The following is a 22,338-nucleotide window of genomic DNA, read 5'->3' as shown; positions in this document are numbered from 1 at the left end:
TCGGCGAACAAGTTGGCAATAAAATTCGGGCGGCGCAAAATAGCATATCAGCCTTAACATTAGTGAGCCCACTCACCATTCACCACTCACCACTCTCCACTCACGTTACCCCAAAAAAATAAGTGGCGTGAAAGCTAGCCTTATGCATTCACACCACTTATTTGCTTGCATCAATTACCGGGCACTATTTAATCCTGCCCCAGTTTTCACCACTTTTAATGCGGTACATGGTCATCTCAGAGACGCCAAATTTTTCCGCTAATTTTTTGATGGTGATCTTCCGGTTCTTGTCGTTGAGGATCTTTTTAATGCCTTGAACCTGTTTTGCGTTCAGCTTCAAACCTTCGGTTCTGTTTGCCTGTACTTTTTTGTACGCAATTTTAGCCGGGCTGTGTTGCTGATGCTCGATCATTTCTTCAAGAGTGGCCCATTTCAGGTTCTTTACCGCATTATCAAGTTTGTTGTGATTAATGTGAATCACATACTTGTTCTTGAGTGAGGCTTTTTTGAGAAATAAACGGGCTATCTCACGGTGAATGTACAGTGTACCGTTGTTGCCTGGCCGATGCAGGTTCAAAGTTCTGTAACCGGTAGTTAAAGAGCCCTGGAGCAACTTACCATCTTCAACAACGTCTTCTGTGTAGCTGGCTATGCGTCCCATGGAGGATAACGCATACTTTTTACGGAGGTGTTTCCAGCCTGGAAACTGTAGGGGTTTCCACACCTCGTTGGGGAGTTTTTTTATCATCGCCTTTTCCTTTTGGCTAAAGTTACAAAAAAACAAATGTGAAATTCAAACAATTGATAAGAATCATATCAATGATGTATAAGGGACAGGAACTCGGCTTCGGTTATGATCTTGATTGAGGTTATCTTTTTGGCCTTTTCCAGCTTGCTTCCTGCCTCATCTCCCGCTACCAGATAGTTTAAGTTCGCACTAACACTGCTCAATATCTTGCCTCCGTTAGTTTCAACCATTGCCTCTGCATCACTTCGCTTGAGGGTGGGCAAGGTGCCCGTAAATAAAAACGTTTGACCGCTCAGGTTGCCTCCCGTTACAAGGTCTTTTTTGTCGTTTTTCAGCTTCAGGCCTAGTTCTTCAAGCTTTTGAAGGGTGGCTATGTTGTCCAAATTTTGGAAAAACTGGTGAACGCTGCCTGCTACTTTAGGTCCAATATCTTCCAACCCTTGTAAAGTTTCCAACGTATAATCCTTTAAATCTAACACATGCTTAACAGCATGGGCAAGTGTTTTTGCGGTTGTTTCACCAACATACCTTACACCCAGGGCAAATATGAGCCGGTGTATGGGTTGTGCCTTTGATGTTTCAATAGCCGCTTGCAGGTTGGTGATACTCTTCTTACCAAAGCCTTCTAACGTACTTATTTGATCAAAAGGTAACTGGTATATTCCGGGTATATCCTTAAGAAAGCCCAAGGCAAAGAACTTACGTATGTTGGCCTCGCCCAGGCCCCTTATGTCCATAGCATCTTTGCTTGTAAAGTGAATGATGCGTTCAACCACCTGGGCCTCACAGTTGATATTGCTGCAACGCCAAACAGCCTCTTCTTCGGGCTTTTCAAGCTTATCGCCACATACCGGGCAGTTGGTAGGAAAGTCGATCTTTTGTTCAGTACCGTTACGCAGTTCAGGTAACGATTTAACAATATAGGGTATCACATCACCGGCTCTTTCAACCAGTACGGTATCCCCTATCATCAGGTCTTTTTCCTTTATCACTTCTTCATTGAACAATGAAATAGAACCAACGGTAACACCGCCAATAGGTACAGGTTCTATCTTAGCTACCGGTGTAACCGAACCGGTACGGCCAACCTGAAACTCTACCGCTTTTAATTTGCTGGTAGCCTGACGGGCTTTGAACTTGAAGGCTATGGCCCAGCGGGGGTGGTGGGTGGTCATGCCCAGCTGTTCCTGTTGGTGAATATCGTTGATCTTTATTACCATGCCATCTATTTCATAGGGCAGGTCATCGCGTTGCTTTTCAAACTCATGGCAGTATTCAATAACCGCGTCAATGCCTTTTAACACTTTTTTTTCTTTCATGGGGCTGCGAAAGCCAAGGTCCCATAACATATTCAAACAACCGCTATGGCTATCAAGTTCTTTGGTAAGCTCTTTTTCTGGTAATTGGGTATAATGGCTTATCTGGTAAAGAAAGGCTTCAAGGTTTCGTTTACCCACTTCCTTGGGGTCTTTAATGCGTAAAGTACCGGCTGCCGCATTACGTGGATTGGCTAACGGCGGCAGGTTCTGTTCTGCAAGCTGATCGTTATACTTCTTAAAGCTTTGCTTGCTCATCAAAATTTCACCCCTGATCTCAATTTGTTCAAGGCCATACTTTGAAATGGCGGCCGATAAGGGAATACTTCTGATCTGTTTAATGTTGGTAGTTATATCATCGCCCTGTACGCCATTGCCTCTTGTTGCTCCCCGGGTAAGCAGGTCGTTCTCATATACAAGTGAAATGCTGGCCCCATCGAACTTTGGCTCAACGCAGTACTCAAGCACATCAACCTTGGCCAGCTCCCGCGCCCGGCGGTCAAAGTCAATAAGGTCGTTGGCGTTATACGAGTTATCGAGCGAAAGCATAGGCACCAGGTGCGATACCGTTGGGAATGATGAGGTAAGCTCTTTGGCTACCCGTTGCGTGGGCGAATCGGGCGTGCGCAGGGCCGGGTTCTCTTTCTCTAATTTTTCAAGTGCTTTATATAATTGATCGTATTCAAAGTCGGCAATAAGAGGATCATTCAAAATATAATACCGGTGCTCATGAAAACGAAGCACATCCCGCAGCGTTTCTATGCCCTGCTCGGTTATATGGCCTTGGGAGTTCTTCTCCATTAAATCGGTAGTGGCCTTTTGTAAAGCTTTTGTTTGGTCGGGTGAATACATAAATTAATATGGTTGTTCTGTTTTTTTAGTAAAGTTAAATCAATGGCCTGTTTTATTTACTGGCTGATAGTCACTGTTAGCCCATCATAAATATTGACGAATATCAATTACTGTGTTGTTTGAAAGGCGGCAAAATAGCGTGTTTTATTCAAAAACAACAGCTTTCATACAAGGATAACTGTTGTAAAACTAATTCAAAGGCAATAAGTTGTATATGCAACGCGAATTTGAAAAGGGTATGGTATTTGAAACATGTCCGATATCAAAAAGTGTAGTAAAAAAGATAAGATGTGTTGAGGAGTGCATTAATCAGTTTATCTTTGGACCAGGAGTTACAAAAACCGGCAACCAGGCCCATACCGGATTGCATCTGCAGATGTTTTTGATTGCGCGCCAATGGACAACCCACCGGTTATCTTTCAATAGTACTATCTAGTAAGTAAGACCTTAGTTATTATACAGTTGCATGAGATGATGATTCCCAGCCGTGCTCATGAAGTATTTTTTAACCGGCCTGTTATTAAATCAATACAGGTTGAAAACTAATTGTATAACCCTGACAATCTGCATTTAGCCATGGGAACAGCATTGCAAAGAACCATTCATCAGCTTCGCTCTGAAGACCGCGAATTTTTTCAAATCGCAATTTCGGTTGACTGTGTAATATTCGGTTTCGACAAAAACGAACTGAAAGTATTGCTCATCAAATCTGACCTGGAAGAGTTTAATAATCAATGGTCTTTACTGGGCGACCTCGTTCGCCCCGATGAAAATCTTGAAACTGCCTCTTACCGGGTATTGAAAGACCGCACAGGTCTCGATGATGTATACCTTGAGCAAGTGTATACATTTGGCGAAGTGAATCGCCACCCTGCCGGGCGTGTTATTAGCACCGCCTATTATTCTTTGATAAATATCAAAGAGCACCAACCTGTACTCACCGATAATGAGCTGCACTGGCATCCTGTAAATGAGATCAATACGCTGGCTTTTGATCATAAGACCATTCTCGATACCTGCCTGGAACGGCTGCAGTCAAAGATTGAAGAATATCCTATTGTATTTAATCTGTTGCCTGAGAAGTTCTCACTGCGTGAGTTACAAACCTTGTATGAAGCCATACTGGGTATTAAGATGGACCGCCGCAACTTCCGAAAGAAGTTCTTCCTTATGGATTGGCTTGAGGATATGAACGAACTGGAACAGGATGTTCCACACCGTCCCGGTAAATTATACCGCTTTAATGCCAGCCGTTTCTCAAGCGGTAAAGAAAAGACTCCAATGCCGGTATAACCTTAGCTTATTATTTTAAATGATGATATAAAAGCAGCTTTTCTACGGAAAGGCTGTCTTTTTTTATAGGAGGCACTAATCTCATCAATCCCATTGCATGGTTAAAGCATATATTACTAAACCATGCTGACCATTTATAACCCCATCAGTTAAAGTATTACAGTCGCAGTATGTGAGTATCGGCTAGTGTAGGCTAAATCGAGTTAATTATTTTTTGAAGTGTTGGAATTTAGTTAAATTGTGTATAGGCTACGCATTGGTATTCTCATTATATAACCAATAACGACTACTATTATGCCCTCAATTCGATTGCTAAAGGCAATACTGCCTTTATTTATTGCCTTCTATTGCCTCAACGTTAACGCTCAAACAAAACAAATTACAGGAAACATCAAGGACAGCAAAGGTGCCGGTATTGCAGGTGCTTCTGTTGTTATTAAAGGGTCCCAGGGTGGAACTACAACCGGTTCCGATGGATTCTTTAGGCTCAACGTGCCCGAAGCTACAAAAACACTAACCGTTAGTGCCGTAGGATTTACATCACAGGATGTAGATGTTTCTACCAGCAATGTGGTTAGTTTGGTTTTGGTTGAAAGCCAGAGTAGCTTAAATGAAGTTGTAGTAGTTGGATATGGTGGAGTACGAAAAAGAGATATAACGGGTTCGGTAGCCGTTGTATCTGCCAAGGATTTTAACAAGGGGCAAATTAATACGCCCGAACAGTTATTACAAGGTAAGGTGCCTGGTTTACAGATCACCAACAGTAGTGGCCAGCCAGGTGGTTTAACCATTGTAAAGATCAGGGGAAACAACTCCATTAGAACGGGTAACACGCCATTATATGTGGTAGATGGGGTTATTTTAGATGGCCGTACACCCCGGCCCAATTTTGCTCCTTCCGGTGTGGGCACAACACCTGCAAGCGACCCGCTTACATTTATCAATCCCAACGAAATTTCAGATGTACAGGTGCTGAAAGATGCATCTGCATCAGCCATTTTCGGTTCTCGGGGGGCTAATGGTGTTATACAAATAACCACTAAAAAAGGAGCGCTTGGCCCGGCCAAAATAGATGTTAACGCATCTGTTGGCTTTAGCAATGAAATGCGGAAGATAGATGTGCTTGATGCCGGTGGTTACAGGGCTGCTATTGCAAAATACGGCGCGCCCAATTCCGATTCCGGTGCCAATATTAACCCATTTGATGAGATCCTTCGCCATGGCGCTACTCAAAATTATTCTGTTGCTTTAAGCGGCGGTAACGAAAATGGAAGATACCGGGCCTCATTTTTTGCAGGCGATCAGGATGGTATTATCCTAAAAAGCAACCTCAAAAAATATGTGGGCAATTTTAATGGCCAGTATAAATTCCTCGATAAAAAACTAAGCATTGATTTTAATACCACAGTGGCCAATGTGGGTGAGCATATAGCCCCTATATCGCAGGATGCGGGTAGCAATGGTACATTGATCTCGCTTGCACTAATATGGAACCCTACGCTTCGGTTAAGATACGATGACGGAACCTATAACCAGGCAAACCCCAGCGGCCAGGTTAACCCGCTGGCACTCTCCGATGCTTATACCGATATTTCTAACATCACTACAGTGCTGGGTAATGTAAACGCGGCGTATAAATTTTTCGACTGGCTTGAATATCGTTTTGTATACGGGCTAAATTATGGTACCGGTAACCGTAAAGGTGAAATACAGGGCTGGATAAAAGGAACCGGTGGTAATGCCGACGGGGCAGGTGCCGCGGCCGTATTAAATAATAACCTGTTTTCACAAACCCTTACCCATACATTAAACTTTAATAAAGATATTGGCGACGATTTTTCAATAAATGCATTAGCCGGGTATGAATACTGGAAAACTGAATACTGGGGAAGCAGTACATCAGTTTTTGGTTTCGATTATAATCTTCAACAAACAAACCGCGTGGCCAATCATTACTACGATAACATGGACGATGGTAAACGCGCTAATTTAAACACAGGATCATTCAGAGATCCCATTGTTGAAATTCAAAGCTATTTTGCCCGGGGCGTATTTAATTACCAGGGTAAATATTCTCTAACTGCCACCTTCAGGGCCGACGGCTCCAGTAAGTTTGGTTCAGAGAACAGATATGCATACTTCCCTTCGCTTGCCGCATCATGGCTTATTTCAGGCGAAGACTTTATGAAAGGCAGCCATTTATTTAATACGTTGAAATTGCGTTTAGGTTATGGCCAAACCGGTAACCAGGAATTTGCAGCAGATGCAGCCCTCGATGTATACCGGTACTCAAGCAATGGTTCAATTACAACCAACCACTTTGGAAACAAAAACCTGAAATGGGAAACCGTTGAGTCATACAACGTAGGTCTCGATTTTGCAATGTTAGGCAACCGGCTCAATGGGGTTGTCGATTATTTCTATAAAAAAACCAAGGATCCCATATTTCTGGCTGTAGTACCACAGCCAACAGGCGCAGGCGGTGTGCAATATAAGAACCTCGACGGTGCTTATGTTCGCAACAGTGGCGTTGAAGTTGGTTTGTGGGGCGATATCATTATGGGAAAAGATTTTAACTGGAGCGCCAATGCTAACGTAACATTTGTAAAGAACAAGTTCATTTTCCCACAGGCAGGTAAAACACCGTTGGCATTAACCGGCGGGTTACACGGTCAGGGAACTACCAACGCATTCTCCGAAGCCATTGCACATAATCAACCGGTAGATGTTTTCTATCTTCCCACATTCCAGGGGTTCGATAAGGACGGTATCGGAGTATATACTCTTACCCCGGATTATGTAGGCGATCCCAATCCTTCGGCATATGTTGGATTTAGTACCGATGTGTCTTATAAGAAATGGAGTATTAACCTGGGAACCCATGGTTCTTTCGGTAACAAATTGTACAACAATACGGCCATGAGCGTACTGAATATCTCCAATATTAATGGCGGAAGAAATATCGCATCGGGCCTTGTTACAACCAGCGAAAGCTCAGCCAACCCTATCACTACCTCAACCCGTTTCCTCGAAAGCGGAAACTATTTCAAACTACACAGCGCTACGTTGCGGTATACGTTTGGCAATGTTGGCAAGTATCTCAAGAACTTTAGTATTTATGTTGCTGCCAATAACGTATTTGTTATTTCAAAGTATAAAGGTTTCGATCCTGAAGTGAATGTTGATAAAGCATTGAATGGAATTCCGTCGTTGGGTGTCGATTATATCGGTTATCCAACACAACGAACATTTTTATTTGGAACAAGCTTTTCTTTATAACAGTCACGACAAAAATAATAATTATGAAACTCAAATATATTTGCACGGCCGGGTTGGTACTGTCGCTGGGTTGTACCAAATTAGATCAGAAATTGAACGATAGCTTCACTACGCCTGGGGGCAGTTCTTCAGACATAAATGCATTATTGACCGGTACCTATAATAGTATGAATGCTTTAATGCATAGTCAGGAACGTTTGTTCTCGCTGCAGGAAACCACTACCGACGAAGCATTGGTTCCCGTACGTGGCGGCGACTGGGACGATAACGGCACATGGCGGGTAATGCACACACACAACTGGACAACCATTCACGTTCAAATTAAAAATACTTTCAACTTACTTGGGCAGTTAGAAAGCGGCGCCATTACAACCATGGCTTTTAACCCTAACCCCACTCAAAAAGCCGAAGCATTATTCCTTCGTTCTTTGTCACAGTTCTATTTCCTCGATCTGTTTGGCCAGGTGCCATACAGGCAGGTGGTTGATTACAACTCAATAGGCCCCGCCCCGGTATTGCAACCCAATGAGGCTATTGATACATTAACTACTATATTAAATAGTATCATTCCGCAGTTGCCAGAAGCCAACCTGCCTTATAAGGCCAGCCCCGATGCGGCCCGGTTCCTGTTAATGAAAGTTTTATTAAACAAGGGCGCATTCCTGAATAAACAAGCCCCTACATTCGATAACGCCGATATGCAACAGGTGGTAACGCTGGGAAATGCCATCATCAATAGCGGTAAATACAGCCTTACTACCAATTATTTCGACAATTTCGGTCCCGATAATGCAAATCTTTCCAAAGAACGGATCCTGGCCTGGCACAACACTGGTGCTGCCCAATCAGGAGATGGTATAAACACTGGCGACATTCGCGCCCGCTGGATGATGACATTGCACTATAATTCCTGGGACAAGAACAACACTTATGGAAGCGCAGGCTGGAACGGCTTTTCTACCGTGGCCGATTTCTACAATACATTTGGTGCAAGTGATAAACGGCTGGGTGGTGTAGACTATCCTGGCGTTACCGACCAGTCGGGACTAAAGCCCGGTTTTGTAGTAGGCCAGCAGGTAAATGAGAACGGAGTGGCTATAAAAGATCGTCAGGGTAATGCCTTGTCGTTTACCCCCGATGTTAAATTAATAGAGATCGATAAAAAAAGGTTGGAAGTAGCAGGTATCCGTGTTATTAAGTATCCGCCCGACTATACGGCATATAACACCGGTAACCAGCGAAATCAATTACAAATATTCCGTTATGCCGATGTGTTGCTAATGGTGGCTGAAGCCAAATTACGGCAATCTGCTCCCGATGTGGCCGGCGCGCTTTTGTTAATTAATCAATTGAGAGCAGCCCGTGGCGCTACTCCTCTGTTAAGTATCACGTTGGTGAATCCCGCTAACGTTTATGATGCTGGTACTTTACTGGCCGAAAGAGGCCGTGAATTGTATTGGGAAAGCTGGCGCCGCCAGGACCTTATACGGTTTGGCGTGTTCCTGAAACCATGGGCCTTAAAAGAAGCCGATGCCGATCCGGTAAGAAATCTGCTGTTCCCCATTGCGCCGGATGAATTACTCGCCAATCCTAACCTAAAACAAAATCCCGGATACGGAGAATAGTTTTAATGCTTAAATTTAGTATAGTTACAAAGGTCATTATTCAATAATGACCTTTGTCCATTTTCACGGTTAAGCACACAGTCATAATATTCAATAATATTCATATTTGGATGTATATAAATAGATCGCTTGTTTGCCTGCTTACAGGGTTTGTTTTTTCTTTGGCCTGTAAAAACAATAAAGAAGCACCCGCAACTTTGTTCGAACTGGTTGAAAATACCGGTATCAATTTTACAAACCCGGTTGTTGACCAGGAGTACGATAACAGTTTTTTGTTCCGTAACTTTTATAATGGCGGCGGTGTAGCCATTGGCGATATCAATAACGATGGGCTGGCCGATATACTGCTTACCTCGAATATGGAAGAGAATAAGCTGTACCTGAATAAGGGAAGCTTTGCCTTTGAAGATATTACCGCTAAAAGCGGTATGAAACAGGATAGCATGTGGAGCACGGGAGCGGTAATGGCAGATATTAATAATGATGGCTGGCTCGATATGTATATCTGTAATTCGGGTCACATGAAATCGGGCCGTCGCCGAAATAAGTTATACATCAACAACCACAATCTCACCTTTACCGAAGCAGCCGCACAATACGGGTTAAATATTTCGGCCTATACTACACAGGTTTCATTTTTTGATTACGACCTCGATGGCGATCTTGATTGTTTTATGATCGATAACAGCCCCATGCCTGTAAACACGCTGGGCTATACCAATCAGCGTGATCTGCCGGCAAAAGAATGGCAGGTAGCAGATTTTGTAAAAGATGGCGGCGATCACCTGTACCGGAACGATAACGGCCGCTTTACCGAAGTGAATAAAGAAGCAGGCATACACGGTACCTTAATGAGTTTTGGTCTCGGTGTTTCGGTTGGCGACGTCAATAACGACGGCTATCCTGATATTTACGTAGCCAACGACTCGTACGAGCGCGATTATTTATACGTAAATCAAAAGAACGGCACCTTCAAAGATGAAATGGAAAAGTGTATGAAGCAAAACAGCTTTTCCTCCATGGGCGCCGATATTGGCGATATAAATAACGATGGGTATGCCGATATTTTTACCACAGACATGTTGCCCGATAATGACTACCGCCTTAAAACCCTGGGCGCATTTGATAATATTGACCAGTACCGTAACAAATTGCAAATAGGCTTTTACCACCAGTATATGAAAAACTGTTTGCAGTTAAATAATGGTAATGGTACCTTCTCCGATGTGGCCAATTATAGTGGCGTATGTGCCAGCGACTGGAGCTGGGGCGCTCTGCTATTTGATGCCGATAATGATGGACTGAATGATATTTATATATGCAATGGCGTGAACCGTGATGTTACCGATCTTGATTTTATGGAGTTCTTTGCCAATGATGTAATACAGAAAATGGTATTGACCGGTAAAAAAGAAAAAGTGAACGAGGTGCTGGAGCATATTCCCAAAACACCGGTAATAAACAAAGCGTATAAGAACCTGGGAAGCCTTCGGTTCGCAGATGCAGGTAACTCATGGGGTTTCACCCAAACCTCATTTTCAAACGGCGCTGCTTATGGCGATCTTGATAACGATGGCGATCTTGACCTGGTCATAAATAACATAAACCAGCAGGCGTTTATTTATAAGAACCGCTCACGCGAACAGAATTCCAACCATTACATTAGTATACTCTTAAAGGGCCACGGCCAAAATACTTATGCCATTGGCAGCAAAATAATGGTGCATACCGGTGGCGCTATTATTACCCGCGAAGTAGTGCCCAGCAGGGGGTTTCAATCGTCGGTGGATTATAAACAGGTGATTGGCCTGGGCAGGGAAAATGTTATTGACTCCATAGTAGTAATGTGGCCCAATCGTACAGTTACAACTTTTATTAAACCAGCCATCGATACCACACATATATTTACGCAAAAGGCCGGCATACAACATCTGCTACCCGACAGTGTTCAAAATAATACATGGCTGTTTACTGCAATACCACAGGCCTTTGAAAAACATGTGGAAGACGATAATGTAGATTTTTATTATGAACGTAATATTCCTGAAATACTTTCCCGCGAAGGACCCAAAGTAGCCACAGCCGATGTAAATGGCGATGGACTGTCAGATATGTATATAGGCGGAACAAAAAGCCACCCCGGGCAATTATACCTGCAACAAAAAAGCGGTGGCTTTAAAAAGAAGGGTGTGCCCGTATTTCTTCAGTTCAAAGATTTTGAAGATGAGGCAGTGCTGTTCTTCGATTGTGATAGAGATGGTGATGCCGATCTGTTTGTTGGTCCCGGTGGAAATAACAGTCCGCCCTACAGCCGCGAAATGCAATGCCGGCTAATGAAGAATGATGGAAATGGAAGTTTTACATTAGATGCTACCGCGTTGCATACAGATGGTATGAATACCGCCGTGGCTGCTGCATATGATTTTGACAACGATGGCGACCTCGATCTGTTTGTTGGTAGTAGAAGCACGCCCCGCAACTATGGCGTTACGCCAACCAGCTACCTGTTTGTGAATAATGGTAATGGACAGTTTACCGATATGGCAAAAGCAAAGAACCCAAACATCGCAACCATTGGTATGGTTACCGGTGCCGTATGGGCCAACGTGGCAGGTGATGAAGCAAAAGAGCTTATAATAACCGGTGAGTGGATGGCGCCGCGCATATTCTCATACAAGGGCGACAGGTTCGCCGAAGTAAAAAGTAACCTTAATGAGTTGTATGGCTTATGGCAAACGGTTGTTGCTACCGATGTAAATAATGACGGCAAAACCGACCTGGTATTGGGAAACATAGGCGATAATTTTTACCTGCACCCCAATAAAGAAAACCCGGTAAAGCTTTGGATAAACGATTTCAATAACAACGGATCGGAAGATAAAGTATTGACCCGTACAGCCGATAAACGCGATGTGCCGGTGTTCCTGAAAAAAGAAATGCAGGAAGAAATTCCTACCATTAAAAAGGAGAACCTGAAGAATAAGGATTACGCAAAACGGTCGATACAGGAATTGTTTTCAAAAGAACTGATCGATAAAAGCAATGTAAGACTGTTTAATTACACCAGTTCCTGTATAGCTGTCAATAATGGTAATGGCAGCTTTACTGTTCAGCCATTACCCTACCAGGTGCAGCTTTCAATGATGAGTGCAATACTATGTGCCGACCTTAATAAAGATGGGTTTACCGATATGGTATTGGGTGGCAATAAATCGGGCTTTCCGCCACAGTTTGGCAAACTCGATGCAAGTTATGGCGAAGTGCTGATCAATAATGGAAATGGTGGTTTTGCCTGGTTGCCCCCGCGCCAAACAGGTTTGCTGGTTGATGGCGAAGTGCGGGATATTAGTCTGATTGCAGGCGCGGGAAATAATTATGTATTGTTTGCAAGGAACGACGATTACCCGGTTCTATACAAATTAAAGAAGTAAAATATAGGAGTAGCTAATGATGATCGTTAGAAAACAGTGGACAGGCTTTTGTTTAATAGTCCTGGTCATGTATATTATTGCTGCATGCAGGCGGGGCGATAAACAGCCTCCTTTGTTTGAAGTGTTGGATAAAAGCGGCACCGGCTTGCAGTTTGCCAATACCTTAACCCCTACCGATTCGTTTAACATTTTCCATTACATGTATTTCTATAACGGCGCAGGTGCCGGCGCTGCCGATTTTAATAATGATGGGCTCATTGATCTGTTCTTTGCCTCAAACCAGGAGCAAAACAAACTGTATTTGAATAAAGGTAATATGCAATTCAGGGATGTAACAGCTGCCGCTGGTATACCCAACGATCATGGCTGGAGCACGGGCGTATCGGTTGTAGATATTAATAACGATGGCATGATGGATATTTACGTATGCCGCGTAGGAAATTATGGACCTTTAAAAGGTAATAATCAGTTCCTGGTTTGTACAGGAATAGATAAGGACGGTGTTCCGCATTATACTGATAAAGCAAAAGAGCTGGGGCTCAATTTCTCTGGCTTTAGCACACAGGCCGCATTCTTTGATTATGATCTCGACGGCGATCTCGATATGTACCTGTTGAACCACTCAATACATGAGAACGGGACCTTTCATCCAAGAAGCGAGTTTCTGGGAACGTATCATCCTTTATCAGGCGACCGTCTCTACCGTAACGATCTTATTTCGGCCCCCCCCTCCACTGGGGGGAGGCCCGGGGAGGCCGATAACCAGATGTTTACCGATGTTACAAAAGAATCAGGTATCAACAGCTCTGCTATTGGCTATGGGCTTGGTATTGCAATAAGCGATATTGACCTCGACGGGTATCCCGACGTATATATTGGGAACGACTTCCATGAAAACGATTACCTGTACCTGAATCAGCATAATGGCTCTTTTAAAGAAGATCTTGATCGTTGTATAAACCATACCAGCAGGTATACCATGGGAGTTGATATAGCAGATGTGAATAATGATGGGTATTCAGAGATCATTGCAATGGATATGTTGCCGGCAGACCCTTATATTTTAAAAAGATCGCTTGGTGAGGAGTCATGGGATATTTTCGACCTTAAATTAAAGAATGGCTATAATTATCAGTACACCCGAAATAATTTGCAGTTGAACGATCGTAACGGTGCATTTAGTGAAATAGGTTTGTATAGCGGCGTGTATGCAACCGACTGGTCGTGGGCTGCTTTATGGATGGATTTTGATAATGACGGCCTGAAGGATCTATTTATATCGAACGGCATTCCAAAACGAATGAACGATATAGACTACATCAATTATATCTCCAATCAGGAAATACAAAATAAGTTATGGGCCAATAAGTTGAATGAAAAGGATATGGCCCTTATTGATAAATTTCCCCAAATAAAAATTCCCAATAAGTTTTTTAAGAATACGGGTAATTTGGTATTTGCCGATATAGAGCAACAGGTGGGCAACAACGAATCAACCTACTCAAACGGCGCCGTGTATGCCGATCTTGATAATGACGGCGACCTGGATGTAATAGTTAATAACATCAACGCCCCGGCGCTTATCTATGAAAATAAAACTAACGACAAACACAACAAAACTTATGTTGACATTAAACTAATAGGGCCGGCCGGTAATGTTAACGCTGTAGGTGCTAAGGCCGTGTTGTTTTCAGCAGGGCATATATACCTGTATGAAAAACAAGGGGTGCATGGTTTTATGTCGGGCATGGAAATTCCCATGCACATAGGGCTCGATAAAATAAAAGTAGATTCCGCATTTCTTGTATGGCCCGATAATACTTATCAGCCAGTAAATTTTCCACCCAATACCAAACAACTAACAATGGCCTGGCAAAAGGGATTGCCGGCATTCAATTACAAGGTTATAACTACTTATAAAAAGAACGCATCTTTACGCCTTACCAATATTGCCGACAGTGTTCAGTTACAATTTCTGCATAAAGAAAATCATTTCCCCGAGTTTGATCGCGAGCCGTTGATACCGCATATGCTTTCAACGGAAGGGCCCGCACTGGCAGTGGGCGATATAAATAACGATGGGCTGCAGGATGTATTTATTGGTTCGGCCAAATGGGGAAAAAGCGCAGTGTATTTACAAAAGGCCGGCGGAACTTTTTATAGAAGCAGTGAACCCGCACTTGATGCAGACAGTACGTTTGAAGATGTTGATGCCAGTATTGTAGATATTAATAAAGACGGCTTTGATGATCTTATTGTAGCCAGCGGTGGTAATGAATTTTATGGTAACGATGAACACCTGCTGCCGCGGGTTTACCTAAACGATGGGAAAGGCCAGTTTACCCGCCTGCCCAATGCAATTACCGGCATCTATGAAACCGTATCGTGTATTGTGCCCGGCGATTTCAATAATGATGGCTACGTTGATCTGTTTGTTGGGGGCCGGGCAATTCCCTGGGCTTACGGACAAGCGCCAGTCTCCTATTTATTACAAAACGATGGCACCGGAAAATTCAAAGATGTAACGGCTGCACATGCAAAGGATTTAAGCAACGCAGGTTTTGTTACCCGTGCTGTTTGGTTCGATGTAGATAAGGATGGTGATAATGACCTTATATGCTCTTTTGAATGGGGAGGTATAGATGCCTGGCTCAATAACAAAGGACAGTTTACACGCAAGTCGCTAACAGAAAAAAAAGGCTGGTGGAATTTTATACTGCCATACGATTTTGATAACGATGGCGATATTGACCTGGTGGCCGGTAACCTGGGTATGAACAGCCGGCTAAAGGCATCGGATAAAGAGCCGGTAAGGTTGTACTATAATGATTTTGATGATAACGGTAAAAAGGAACAGGTGATGACGTATTATGTGCAGGGAAAGGAAATACCTTTTGCCAATAAGTCGGAGCTGGAAAAGAAAATGCCCGTATTAAAGAAGAACTTTCTGTATGCCGAAGATTTTGCCAAAGCGCAGTTGAATGAACTGTTGTCGCCTGCCAAATTAAAAGGAGCCGATTTGTTTACGGCCAATTATTTTCCCAATGCCATTCTTATAAACGATGGCTATATGCACTTTACTACCCGGCCCTTGCCCTGGCAGGCGCAGTTAACAAGTTACCGCGATGCAGCGGTGGTAAATGCCAATAACGACAGTCTGCCCGATTTGTTACTGGGCGGAAATTATTACGAAAGCAATGTTGAAATGGGGCGCTATGATGCCGATTGGGGAACAATATTACTAAACAGAGGACGTGGTGTATTTGATGTGGAAAGCACCAATGGTATTTTAATAAAAGGCCAGGTACGGCGCATTAAAAAGATTGATATAGGAAAGAATGATGCGTATATACTGGCCCGCAATAATGATAGTGTTATGGTAGTTCGGTTCTCAAAATAGAGGGAAATAAATATCAGTGACCCAGCGGCTGGTATCGGGTTCTGTACTTCTGTCTGTAATTAGTTTTTGAAAAGGGAGTGCCATCACTACTCTTTGATAATCCTGAACATATAATTGAAATTGATGAATGGCTTCGTCAACTGACGATGCACCTCCATGTACCCTTATTACCCAAAAGCGGTTAAGGGGAATGTTTTGATTAAAGAACTTTCCACTGGCCGGAACTTCCCTGTCAACAGGCAGCGCTGTTAATAGTTGATAGCCTGCAGGGTTCAATGGCGTAAGGTTCATTAAAGGCGGCGCAGTTTGTTTTGCCCGGTGGCTGGCGCTGTATTTCTTAAGGGCGTTTATTTGCGTATAAACCGTTGATACATTAGGATAATCTTTTTGTATAGACTTTGTACTTATCAATAAAGAATCTCTGAAAACGATTATCTCGAAGGAGATACCGTAAATGTTTTCTTTTTTCTCAGCAAAGGTTTTAAAGCGGCTAAGTACAGCATCCATATTGCTTTTTAGCGCCACCGCCTGCCGGTAATGTTGAATGCGTTTAAACGGATTAATACCGGTTGCAATACTGCACTGCCAGTGCAGCGTACTGGAATCACCGGTAGCAGGAAATACATGCAACACGCTACGGGGCATTAGCTCGTTTTGCTGAATTAGGATCTCAAGCGTGTTCCTCAACTCTTTGGTAATGGAAAAGGAACCATCTTTATAATGAAATGTGTTGCTGTTCGATTGTACGCCTGGCCACCAGGCCTGCCACTTACCGGCATTCGATAATACCCTATAGGCGCCATTAGCGGTACAGTTAATGGATGTTATTTGAACAATATTCAGTTGGCCCGGAATAAAAATATAAATACTTGCAAAAGCCGCAATAAAAACAACAGCTATTACCAGGAACCATTTTTTCATAGTGGCTTATTGTACGTCTTTCTGATGGTCGATGATGAATTGAATAATTTCTTCAAGCGGAATATTAATACGCGCTATGGCATCGGTAACATCATCACGATTTACCTGGGCGGCAAAAGAAGGGTTTTTAAGTTTTTTCAGAACACTTTTTACATCCATACCTTCGTAACGGGTGGGCCGTATAAGCGCTGCGGCATGAATAAAGCCAGATAGCTCATCAAAGGCATAGATCATTTTATCCATGGTATTGTTAGGTTCAACACCAAAATACCTTGGCCCGTGCGATGCTATGCAATGAAGTACTTCAGGGTCGATATTGCGGCGTTCAAGCTCCTCAATAATTACACGGCAATGGTCGTTGGGATGTTTTTCCCAGTCGGCATCATGCAGCAGGCCGGCCAATTCCCATTTGCGGGCGGTCAATTCATCGGCGTTTTCTTTTTCAATGGCCCAGGCTTTCATAACGGCGGCCACCTGTTTCATGTGCAGTCGCAGCCGCTCATTGGGTACCCATGCGTTCAATAATTCGTGGGCTTCTTCAATGGGCATCAGGTTTCCGGTATTGGCTACTTCGCCAAATGTATTTCGGTTGAGTAGGTGTATGGACATGGTTACTGTAGTGATTTTTGAGTTGTGACTGCTCGTAAGTTACGATTTGCTCTTCAATTTTCAGTTTAAAAGCGTAGAGGGAGTTGCCGCGGAGCAACAGAGAACCTACTGAGGAGCTACTAAGGAGTTACATCGCTATAAGGTCGCTATAAGGTCGCTATAAGGTCGCTGTAATGTCGGTATAAGCTCGCGATAAGGTGAGGGAAAAGTTGCGTCGTATTTGAAATACTTTGTATCTTCCGGGTAAGGGAATGCGAATGAGCTATATTCATTAAAGCTATTAAAACTTTTTGACTATGGCCAAATCAAACAACATTGTCACCCACGAACTAAGTGGAACAATCGATAACCTCACCTTCGTTAATAGCAAGGCATATGGTCCTCATGTTCGCCGTAAAAGAGGTACAGATAAAGAAGCAGTTTTAAATGAGACCATGAAGGAAAGCAGCAATAAGCTGATTCATGTAAACCAAATAGCCAGTCTCATTTTCAAAAGTATCAGCAGCGAACACAAAGATGGCAAACTCTGGCGCCGCTTACTTTCAAAACTTCGTTTACAGTTAAGAGACTACAATTTCAATGATGTTAGTTGCCTGTTTAATTTGGAGTGCCATACAACCCGAACATTGGAAAAAATGTTTCTGCACCTTTTGGATGTGAAGGTGCATAAGATCGAAAAACGCCAGATGCACATTCATCTGAATTTACCCGATACCCCGCTGTACGATAAAAAATACCTGAAGGAATTTCAAATAAGCATGCACATTTTATACCCTGATTTTGAAAATAGCAAATTAAAGAAAGAAGTAGCCTGCAGCGATGTTTTACAAAAAGGCAATTGTGCAAAGGCGTTTTCATTCGCAGTGCCGGTTCCGGCCAAAGCCACAGAGTATGCCATATTTATGAAAGTGACGGAGTGTGAAGATGGGGAGGCGTTAAATTACCCTCAATCTACCGGCATGCGGTGTGTGGCTGTAGGTGTTATTGAAAGAAAGCAGCAGGCGCAGTCAGTGCGCAAGGCGCCTGTAAAAAAGAAACGAGTAGTAAAAAAAGCTCCTCAACCCCAAAGAGGAAGCAAATTAAAGAAGTAGAAATTAAAACTTTATATGCCCGTTGGCTCTGGAGTGCAGGTTTGGGACAATTGAAGTTTCGGCCGGTACGCAAGGTTATGATGTACGCTCAACGTTAGCGAACCAAACCCTAAACTCGAAATCAGAAACTGTTGGCGAAAGCCAGGCTCCAAGGCCCAGGGCGGGCGCAGCGAACCTAATGAAACTGAATAACTGAGAACGGCCTGTGAGCTGCGAACTGCGAACTATGAACTAAAAACTGTGAACTAAGCTAGCCAAAAACCTGAGGTTTTCCTGTGAACTAAGAACTATGAACTATGAGCTGTGAACTGAATCGGCAAAGGTTCGGCCAGCGCAAACCCAGGCGTTATTTTTAACTTTCGCGAGCCCCACTCACCATTCACCATTCACCATTCACCACTCATCATTCACTAGCCAAAGACCTAAGGTTTTCCTGTGAACTAAGAACTAAGAACTAAGAACTATGAACTATGAACTAGGAACTGCAAACTCAAAGGTTAACACCGACAAACCACCTTATTTACCTAACATTTTCCGTAAAGGAAGAGCCTAAAACCCAGAAAAACCGGGCCTTTGAGGCAGTAAGAAAAAATATATGTCAAAATATTTATTGAAAATCAATAAATTGTAAAGCTTCGATGAAAAAATAGTTTCCTAATTTGTTGTTCTACCCATTATATCCTTCTATCTTTGCGACCCGTTTTTAGTTACCCATACTATTTTCGGAAATGGCAGGCGGGATGGCGCTGCTGTTTATTTCTTAACCGGCTGAAGCCTAAAAAATAGTTTCAGCTAAAAGTTTTAAAAATGAGTAAACTACATTTCACTACCCAACATGCGAATGCGGCTACCGTAAAACGCAACTGGTATGTTGTAGACGGTACCAATCAAACCGTGGGACGCATGTGCGCGAAAATAGCGGCCATTCTTCGTGGTAAGAATAAGCCTTATTATACGCCACATGTTGATTGCGGAGACTACATCATTGTTATCAATGCCGAAAAAGTAAAATTCACCGGCAACAAAACCGAGGAAAAAGAATACCTGACCTTCTCAGGTTACCCCGGTGGTCAAAAATCTGAAACTGCTCGCGAACTGCTGCGTCGTCGCCCCGAAGTAGTAGTAGAAAGAGCGGTAAAAGGTATGTTGCCAAAGAATCGCCTTGGCCGCAAAATGTATAAAAAACTATTTGTGTATGCCGGCGACCAACACGAGCATGCTGCACAGAAACCACAATCTTTAACTTTCTAATTGTAAATCATACATGGAAAAGCAAAAAAATGCCGTAGGTCGTCGTAAAGAAGCTGTGACACGTATCTGGTTGTCACGCGGAACCGGTAAGATCACCGTTAACGATAAAGACTACAAAGAATATTTTCAATTGGTTTATTTACAAAACCAGGTTGAGCTGCCTTTAAAAGCTACTCAGACTCTCGATAAATTTGATGTAAAGATCAATGCTGCCGGTGGTGGTATGAAAGGCCAGGCTGAAGCCGCTAAACTCGGTATCGGTCGTGCGCTGATTGAACTGAACGCTGAATTCCGTCCTGCATTAAAAGCAGCTGGTGTTCTTCGTCGCGATCCAAGATCTGTTGAGCGTAAGAAATTCGGTCACAAAAAAGCTCGTCGCAGCTACCAGTTCAGCAAACGTTAATCCATACCAACGCCTCCGTCTTTTGGCGGAGCGCGTTTTGGAAGCGCTTGTGGTCATTATCAAATTTTTCAAACACACATTTTCAACTTAGATAAATGGAAAATAACACTTCATTGCAACAGCAGCTCCTGGATGCCGGTGTTCACTTCGGTCACCTGCGTAAGAAGTGGAACCCAAAAATGTTACCTTACATTTTTGCTGAAAAGAAAGGTATTCACATCATCGACCTCAATAAAACTACCGAGCACCTGCAAGAAGCGGCTGCTGCTTTAAAGCAGATCGCCCGCAGCGGTAAAAAGATCATGTTCGTTGGTACAAAGAAACAAGCGAAAGAAATTGTTACTGAGTGCGCACGTAAAGTGAACATGCCTTTCGTTACCGAGCGTTGGTTAGGTGGTATGTTGACCAACTTCAACACCGTTCGTAAAAGCGTTAAGAAAATGCAGAGCATCGACAAAATGCTGAGCGAAAGCACTGCAGACGTTCTTACCAAAAAAGAAAAATTAACCCTCGGTCGCGACCGCGATAAAATGGATAAAGTATTGGGTGGTATCAGCCAACTGGGCCGTGTACCTGCCGCTTTGTTCATCATCGACATCGGTCACGAGCACATCGCATTGGCTGAAGCCAAAAGATTGGGCATCACTACCTTCGGTATGGTTGATACCAACTGCGATCCTAATAAAGTTGACTTTGCAATTCCTGCAAACGACGACGCTACCAAATCTATCGCTATCATTACTCAATACGTTACTGCCGCTATAGCTGAAGGTCTTGCTGAAAGACAAGCTGCTAAAGACGAAGAAACTGATGTTGATGCTGAGGATATCGAAAAAGAAAAGAAAGCACAACGCCTGCAGGCTGAAGCTGAAGCTGAAGGTGGTCGCGGTCGCGGTCAAGGCGGCGGTCGTGGTCAGGGCGGTGGCGGTGGTCACCGCGGTGGTGGCCAAAACAGAGGTGGCGGTGGTCAGAACAGAGGCGGTGGTAACCGTCCTGGCGGCAACCGTGGACCTGGCGGTGGCAGAAGATAGTTGCTTAGTTCTCAGTTCTTAGTTCATAATTATGAACCTGGCTGCAGATCAACTATTGAACTTCCGTTGCGTCGCACTCTTGTGCTGTTATAACGCTACTGAACAGAATTAATAAAATGAAAATGCTTCACGAATAGTTTGATTTGAATAGAATCGGGTTATTTGTGACGCATTTTCAAATTTCAAACATAATTAAATCTTCAAATTACTATGTCAGGTGTTGCTATTACTGCCGCTGATATTAATAAGCTGCGTCAGATGACCGGTGCCGGAATGATGGATTGCCGTAAGGCTTTGACAGAAACCAATGGCGATTTCGAAGCAGCTATCGACTGGCTTCGTAAAAAAGGCGCTAAGGTTGCTGCACTGCGTGGCGATCGTGAGGCAAAAGAAGGTGTGGTTTTGGCTAAAACCACTGCTGATAATAAAACAGGTATCGCCATTTGCGTTAGCTGCGAAACCGACTTCGTTGGTAAAAACGCCGACTTCGTTGCTTTTGCACAAAGCATTATCGATGCTGCTGTTGCCGGCAATGTAAAATCACTCGATGAACTGAACGCTGTTTCTATCAACGGCGCTAAAGTTGCCGACCTGGTTAACGATAAATTAGCCAGCATTGGTGAAAAAATTGGTATTACTAAATTTGAGCGTGTAGATGCTGAGTTTGTTGCCTCTTACATTCACGGTGCAAACCGTATTGGTGTACTGGTAGGTTTAAGCAAAGCTGCTGCTGAAGCTGGTAGAGACGTAGCTATGCAAATTGCTGCTATGAACCCGGTTGCTGTTGATGCAAGCTCTGTTTCTGCTGCTACTATCGAGCGCGAGCGCGCCATCGTTACCGAGCAAATTAAGGCTGATCCTAAAATGGCCGGTAAACCCGATGATATGATCAATAAGATCGCCGAAGGTAAACTGAACGCCTTCTTTAAAGAAAGCACCCTGGTTAACCAGGCTTTCGTAAAAGATAGCTCTAAAACCGTAGGTGATTACCTGAAAAGCGTTGATGGTGGCTTAACTGTTACCGAATTCAAACGCGTAGCTTTGGGATAATACTTCGAAGAATATCAATTCTAAATAAATAAAGGGGA

14 protein-coding genes are annotated in these 22,338 nt (G+C 43.4%); 10 read left to right on the top strand and 4 right to left on the bottom strand.

The window, feature by feature from the left end; translation table 11 throughout:
- Nucleotides 1-184 precede the first annotated feature (184 nt).
- Complete coding sequence (locus tag GGD38_RS15815) at nucleotides 185-748, bottom strand: NUMOD4 domain-containing protein (RefSeq protein WP_081200295.1); 564 nt, start codon at nucleotides 746-748, stop codon at nucleotides 185-187.
- A 68-nt stretch (nucleotides 749-816) separates the two neighbouring features.
- Entirely contained in the window at nucleotides 817-2,916 is a 2,100-nt protein-coding gene (ligA, locus tag GGD38_RS15810; protein ID WP_375297214.1) for an NAD-dependent DNA ligase LigA, read from the bottom strand.
- Nucleotides 2,917-3,492: 576 nt separating this feature from the next.
- Between ligA and GGD38_RS15805 the strand changes: the two genes are divergently transcribed.
- The 5 genes from GGD38_RS15805 (at nucleotide 3,493) to GGD38_RS15785 (ending at nucleotide 15,944) form a co-directional block, all read left to right on the top strand.
- Nucleotides 3,493-4,209, top strand: coding sequence for an NUDIX domain-containing protein (locus GGD38_RS15805; RefSeq protein ID WP_375297213.1), 717 nt, complete (start codon nucleotides 3,493-3,495; stop codon nucleotides 4,207-4,209).
- Nucleotides 4,210-4,503: 294 nt separating this feature from the next.
- On the top strand, nucleotides 4,504-7,488 hold the full coding sequence (locus GGD38_RS15800) for a SusC/RagA family TonB-linked outer membrane protein (RefSeq protein ID WP_375297212.1): 2,985 nt from the start codon (nucleotides 4,504-4,506) through the stop codon (nucleotides 7,486-7,488).
- 23 nt (nucleotides 7,489-7,511) lie between these two features.
- Nucleotides 7,512-9,113: a RagB/SusD family nutrient uptake outer membrane protein gene (locus tag GGD38_RS15795; RefSeq protein WP_375297211.1), complete on the top strand. Its 1,602-nt coding sequence runs from the start codon at nucleotides 7,512-7,514 to the stop codon at nucleotides 9,111-9,113.
- Nucleotides 9,114-9,223: 110 nt separating this feature from the next.
- Nucleotides 9,224-12,544, top strand: a complete 3,321-nt coding sequence (locus tag GGD38_RS15790) for a VCBS repeat-containing protein (protein ID WP_375297210.1) — start codon at nucleotides 9,224-9,226, stop codon at nucleotides 12,542-12,544.
- A gap of 67 nt (nucleotides 12,545-12,611) precedes the next feature.
- The gene (locus GGD38_RS15785; protein ID WP_375297209.1) at nucleotides 12,612-15,944 is read left to right on the top strand and encodes a VCBS repeat-containing protein; all 3,333 of its coding nucleotides are present in this window, start codon (nucleotides 12,612-12,614) and stop codon (nucleotides 15,942-15,944) included.
- Here GGD38_RS15785 and GGD38_RS15780 read toward each other — a convergent pair.
- Entirely contained in the window at nucleotides 15,936-16,865 is a 930-nt protein-coding gene (locus GGD38_RS15780; protein WP_375297208.1) for a hypothetical protein, read from the bottom strand. The two genes, GGD38_RS15785 and GGD38_RS15780, sit on opposite strands and share 9 nt — an antisense overlap.
- A gap of 6 nt (nucleotides 16,866-16,871) precedes the next feature.
- The gene (locus GGD38_RS15775) at nucleotides 16,872-17,474 is read right to left on the bottom strand and encodes an HD domain-containing protein (protein WP_375297207.1); all 603 of its coding nucleotides are present in this window, start codon (nucleotides 17,472-17,474) and stop codon (nucleotides 16,872-16,874) included.
- A 296-nt stretch (nucleotides 17,475-17,770) separates the two neighbouring features.
- Here GGD38_RS15775 and GGD38_RS15770 point away from each other — a divergent pair, with 296 nt between their 5' ends.
- From GGD38_RS15770 to tsf, 5 genes are all read left to right on the top strand, one after another.
- Nucleotides 17,771-18,565 carry a hypothetical protein gene (locus GGD38_RS15770; protein ID WP_375297206.1) on the top strand — a complete coding sequence of 265 codons (795 nt, stop codon included), beginning with the start codon at nucleotides 17,771-17,773 and terminating at the stop codon, nucleotides 18,563-18,565.
- A gap of 807 nt (nucleotides 18,566-19,372) precedes the next feature.
- Nucleotides 19,373-19,816, top strand: a complete 444-nt coding sequence (gene rplM, locus GGD38_RS15765; protein WP_081171591.1) for a 50S ribosomal protein L13 — start codon at nucleotides 19,373-19,375, stop codon at nucleotides 19,814-19,816.
- A gap of 13 nt (nucleotides 19,817-19,829) precedes the next feature.
- Nucleotides 19,830-20,219, top strand: coding sequence for a 30S ribosomal protein S9 (rpsI, locus tag GGD38_RS15760; RefSeq protein ID WP_375297205.1), 390 nt, complete (start codon nucleotides 19,830-19,832; stop codon nucleotides 20,217-20,219).
- A 95-nt stretch (nucleotides 20,220-20,314) separates the two neighbouring features.
- Nucleotides 20,315-21,250: a 30S ribosomal protein S2 gene (gene rpsB, locus GGD38_RS15755; RefSeq protein WP_375297204.1), complete on the top strand. Its 936-nt coding sequence runs from the start codon at nucleotides 20,315-20,317 to the stop codon at nucleotides 21,248-21,250.
- A gap of 210 nt (nucleotides 21,251-21,460) precedes the next feature.
- Entirely contained in the window at nucleotides 21,461-22,300 is an 840-nt protein-coding gene (gene tsf, locus GGD38_RS15750) for a translation elongation factor Ts (protein WP_375297203.1), read from the top strand.
- Nucleotides 22,301-22,338 lie beyond the last annotated feature (38 nt).

Origin of the sequence: Niastella sp. OAS944, from assembly GCA_024809215.1 — a bacterium.
GTDB lineage: Bacteria > Bacteroidota > Bacteroidia > Chitinophagales > Chitinophagaceae > Niastella.
Note: the sequence above shows the minus strand (reverse complement) of the source record. Positions and strands in the feature narration are given on the sequence as shown.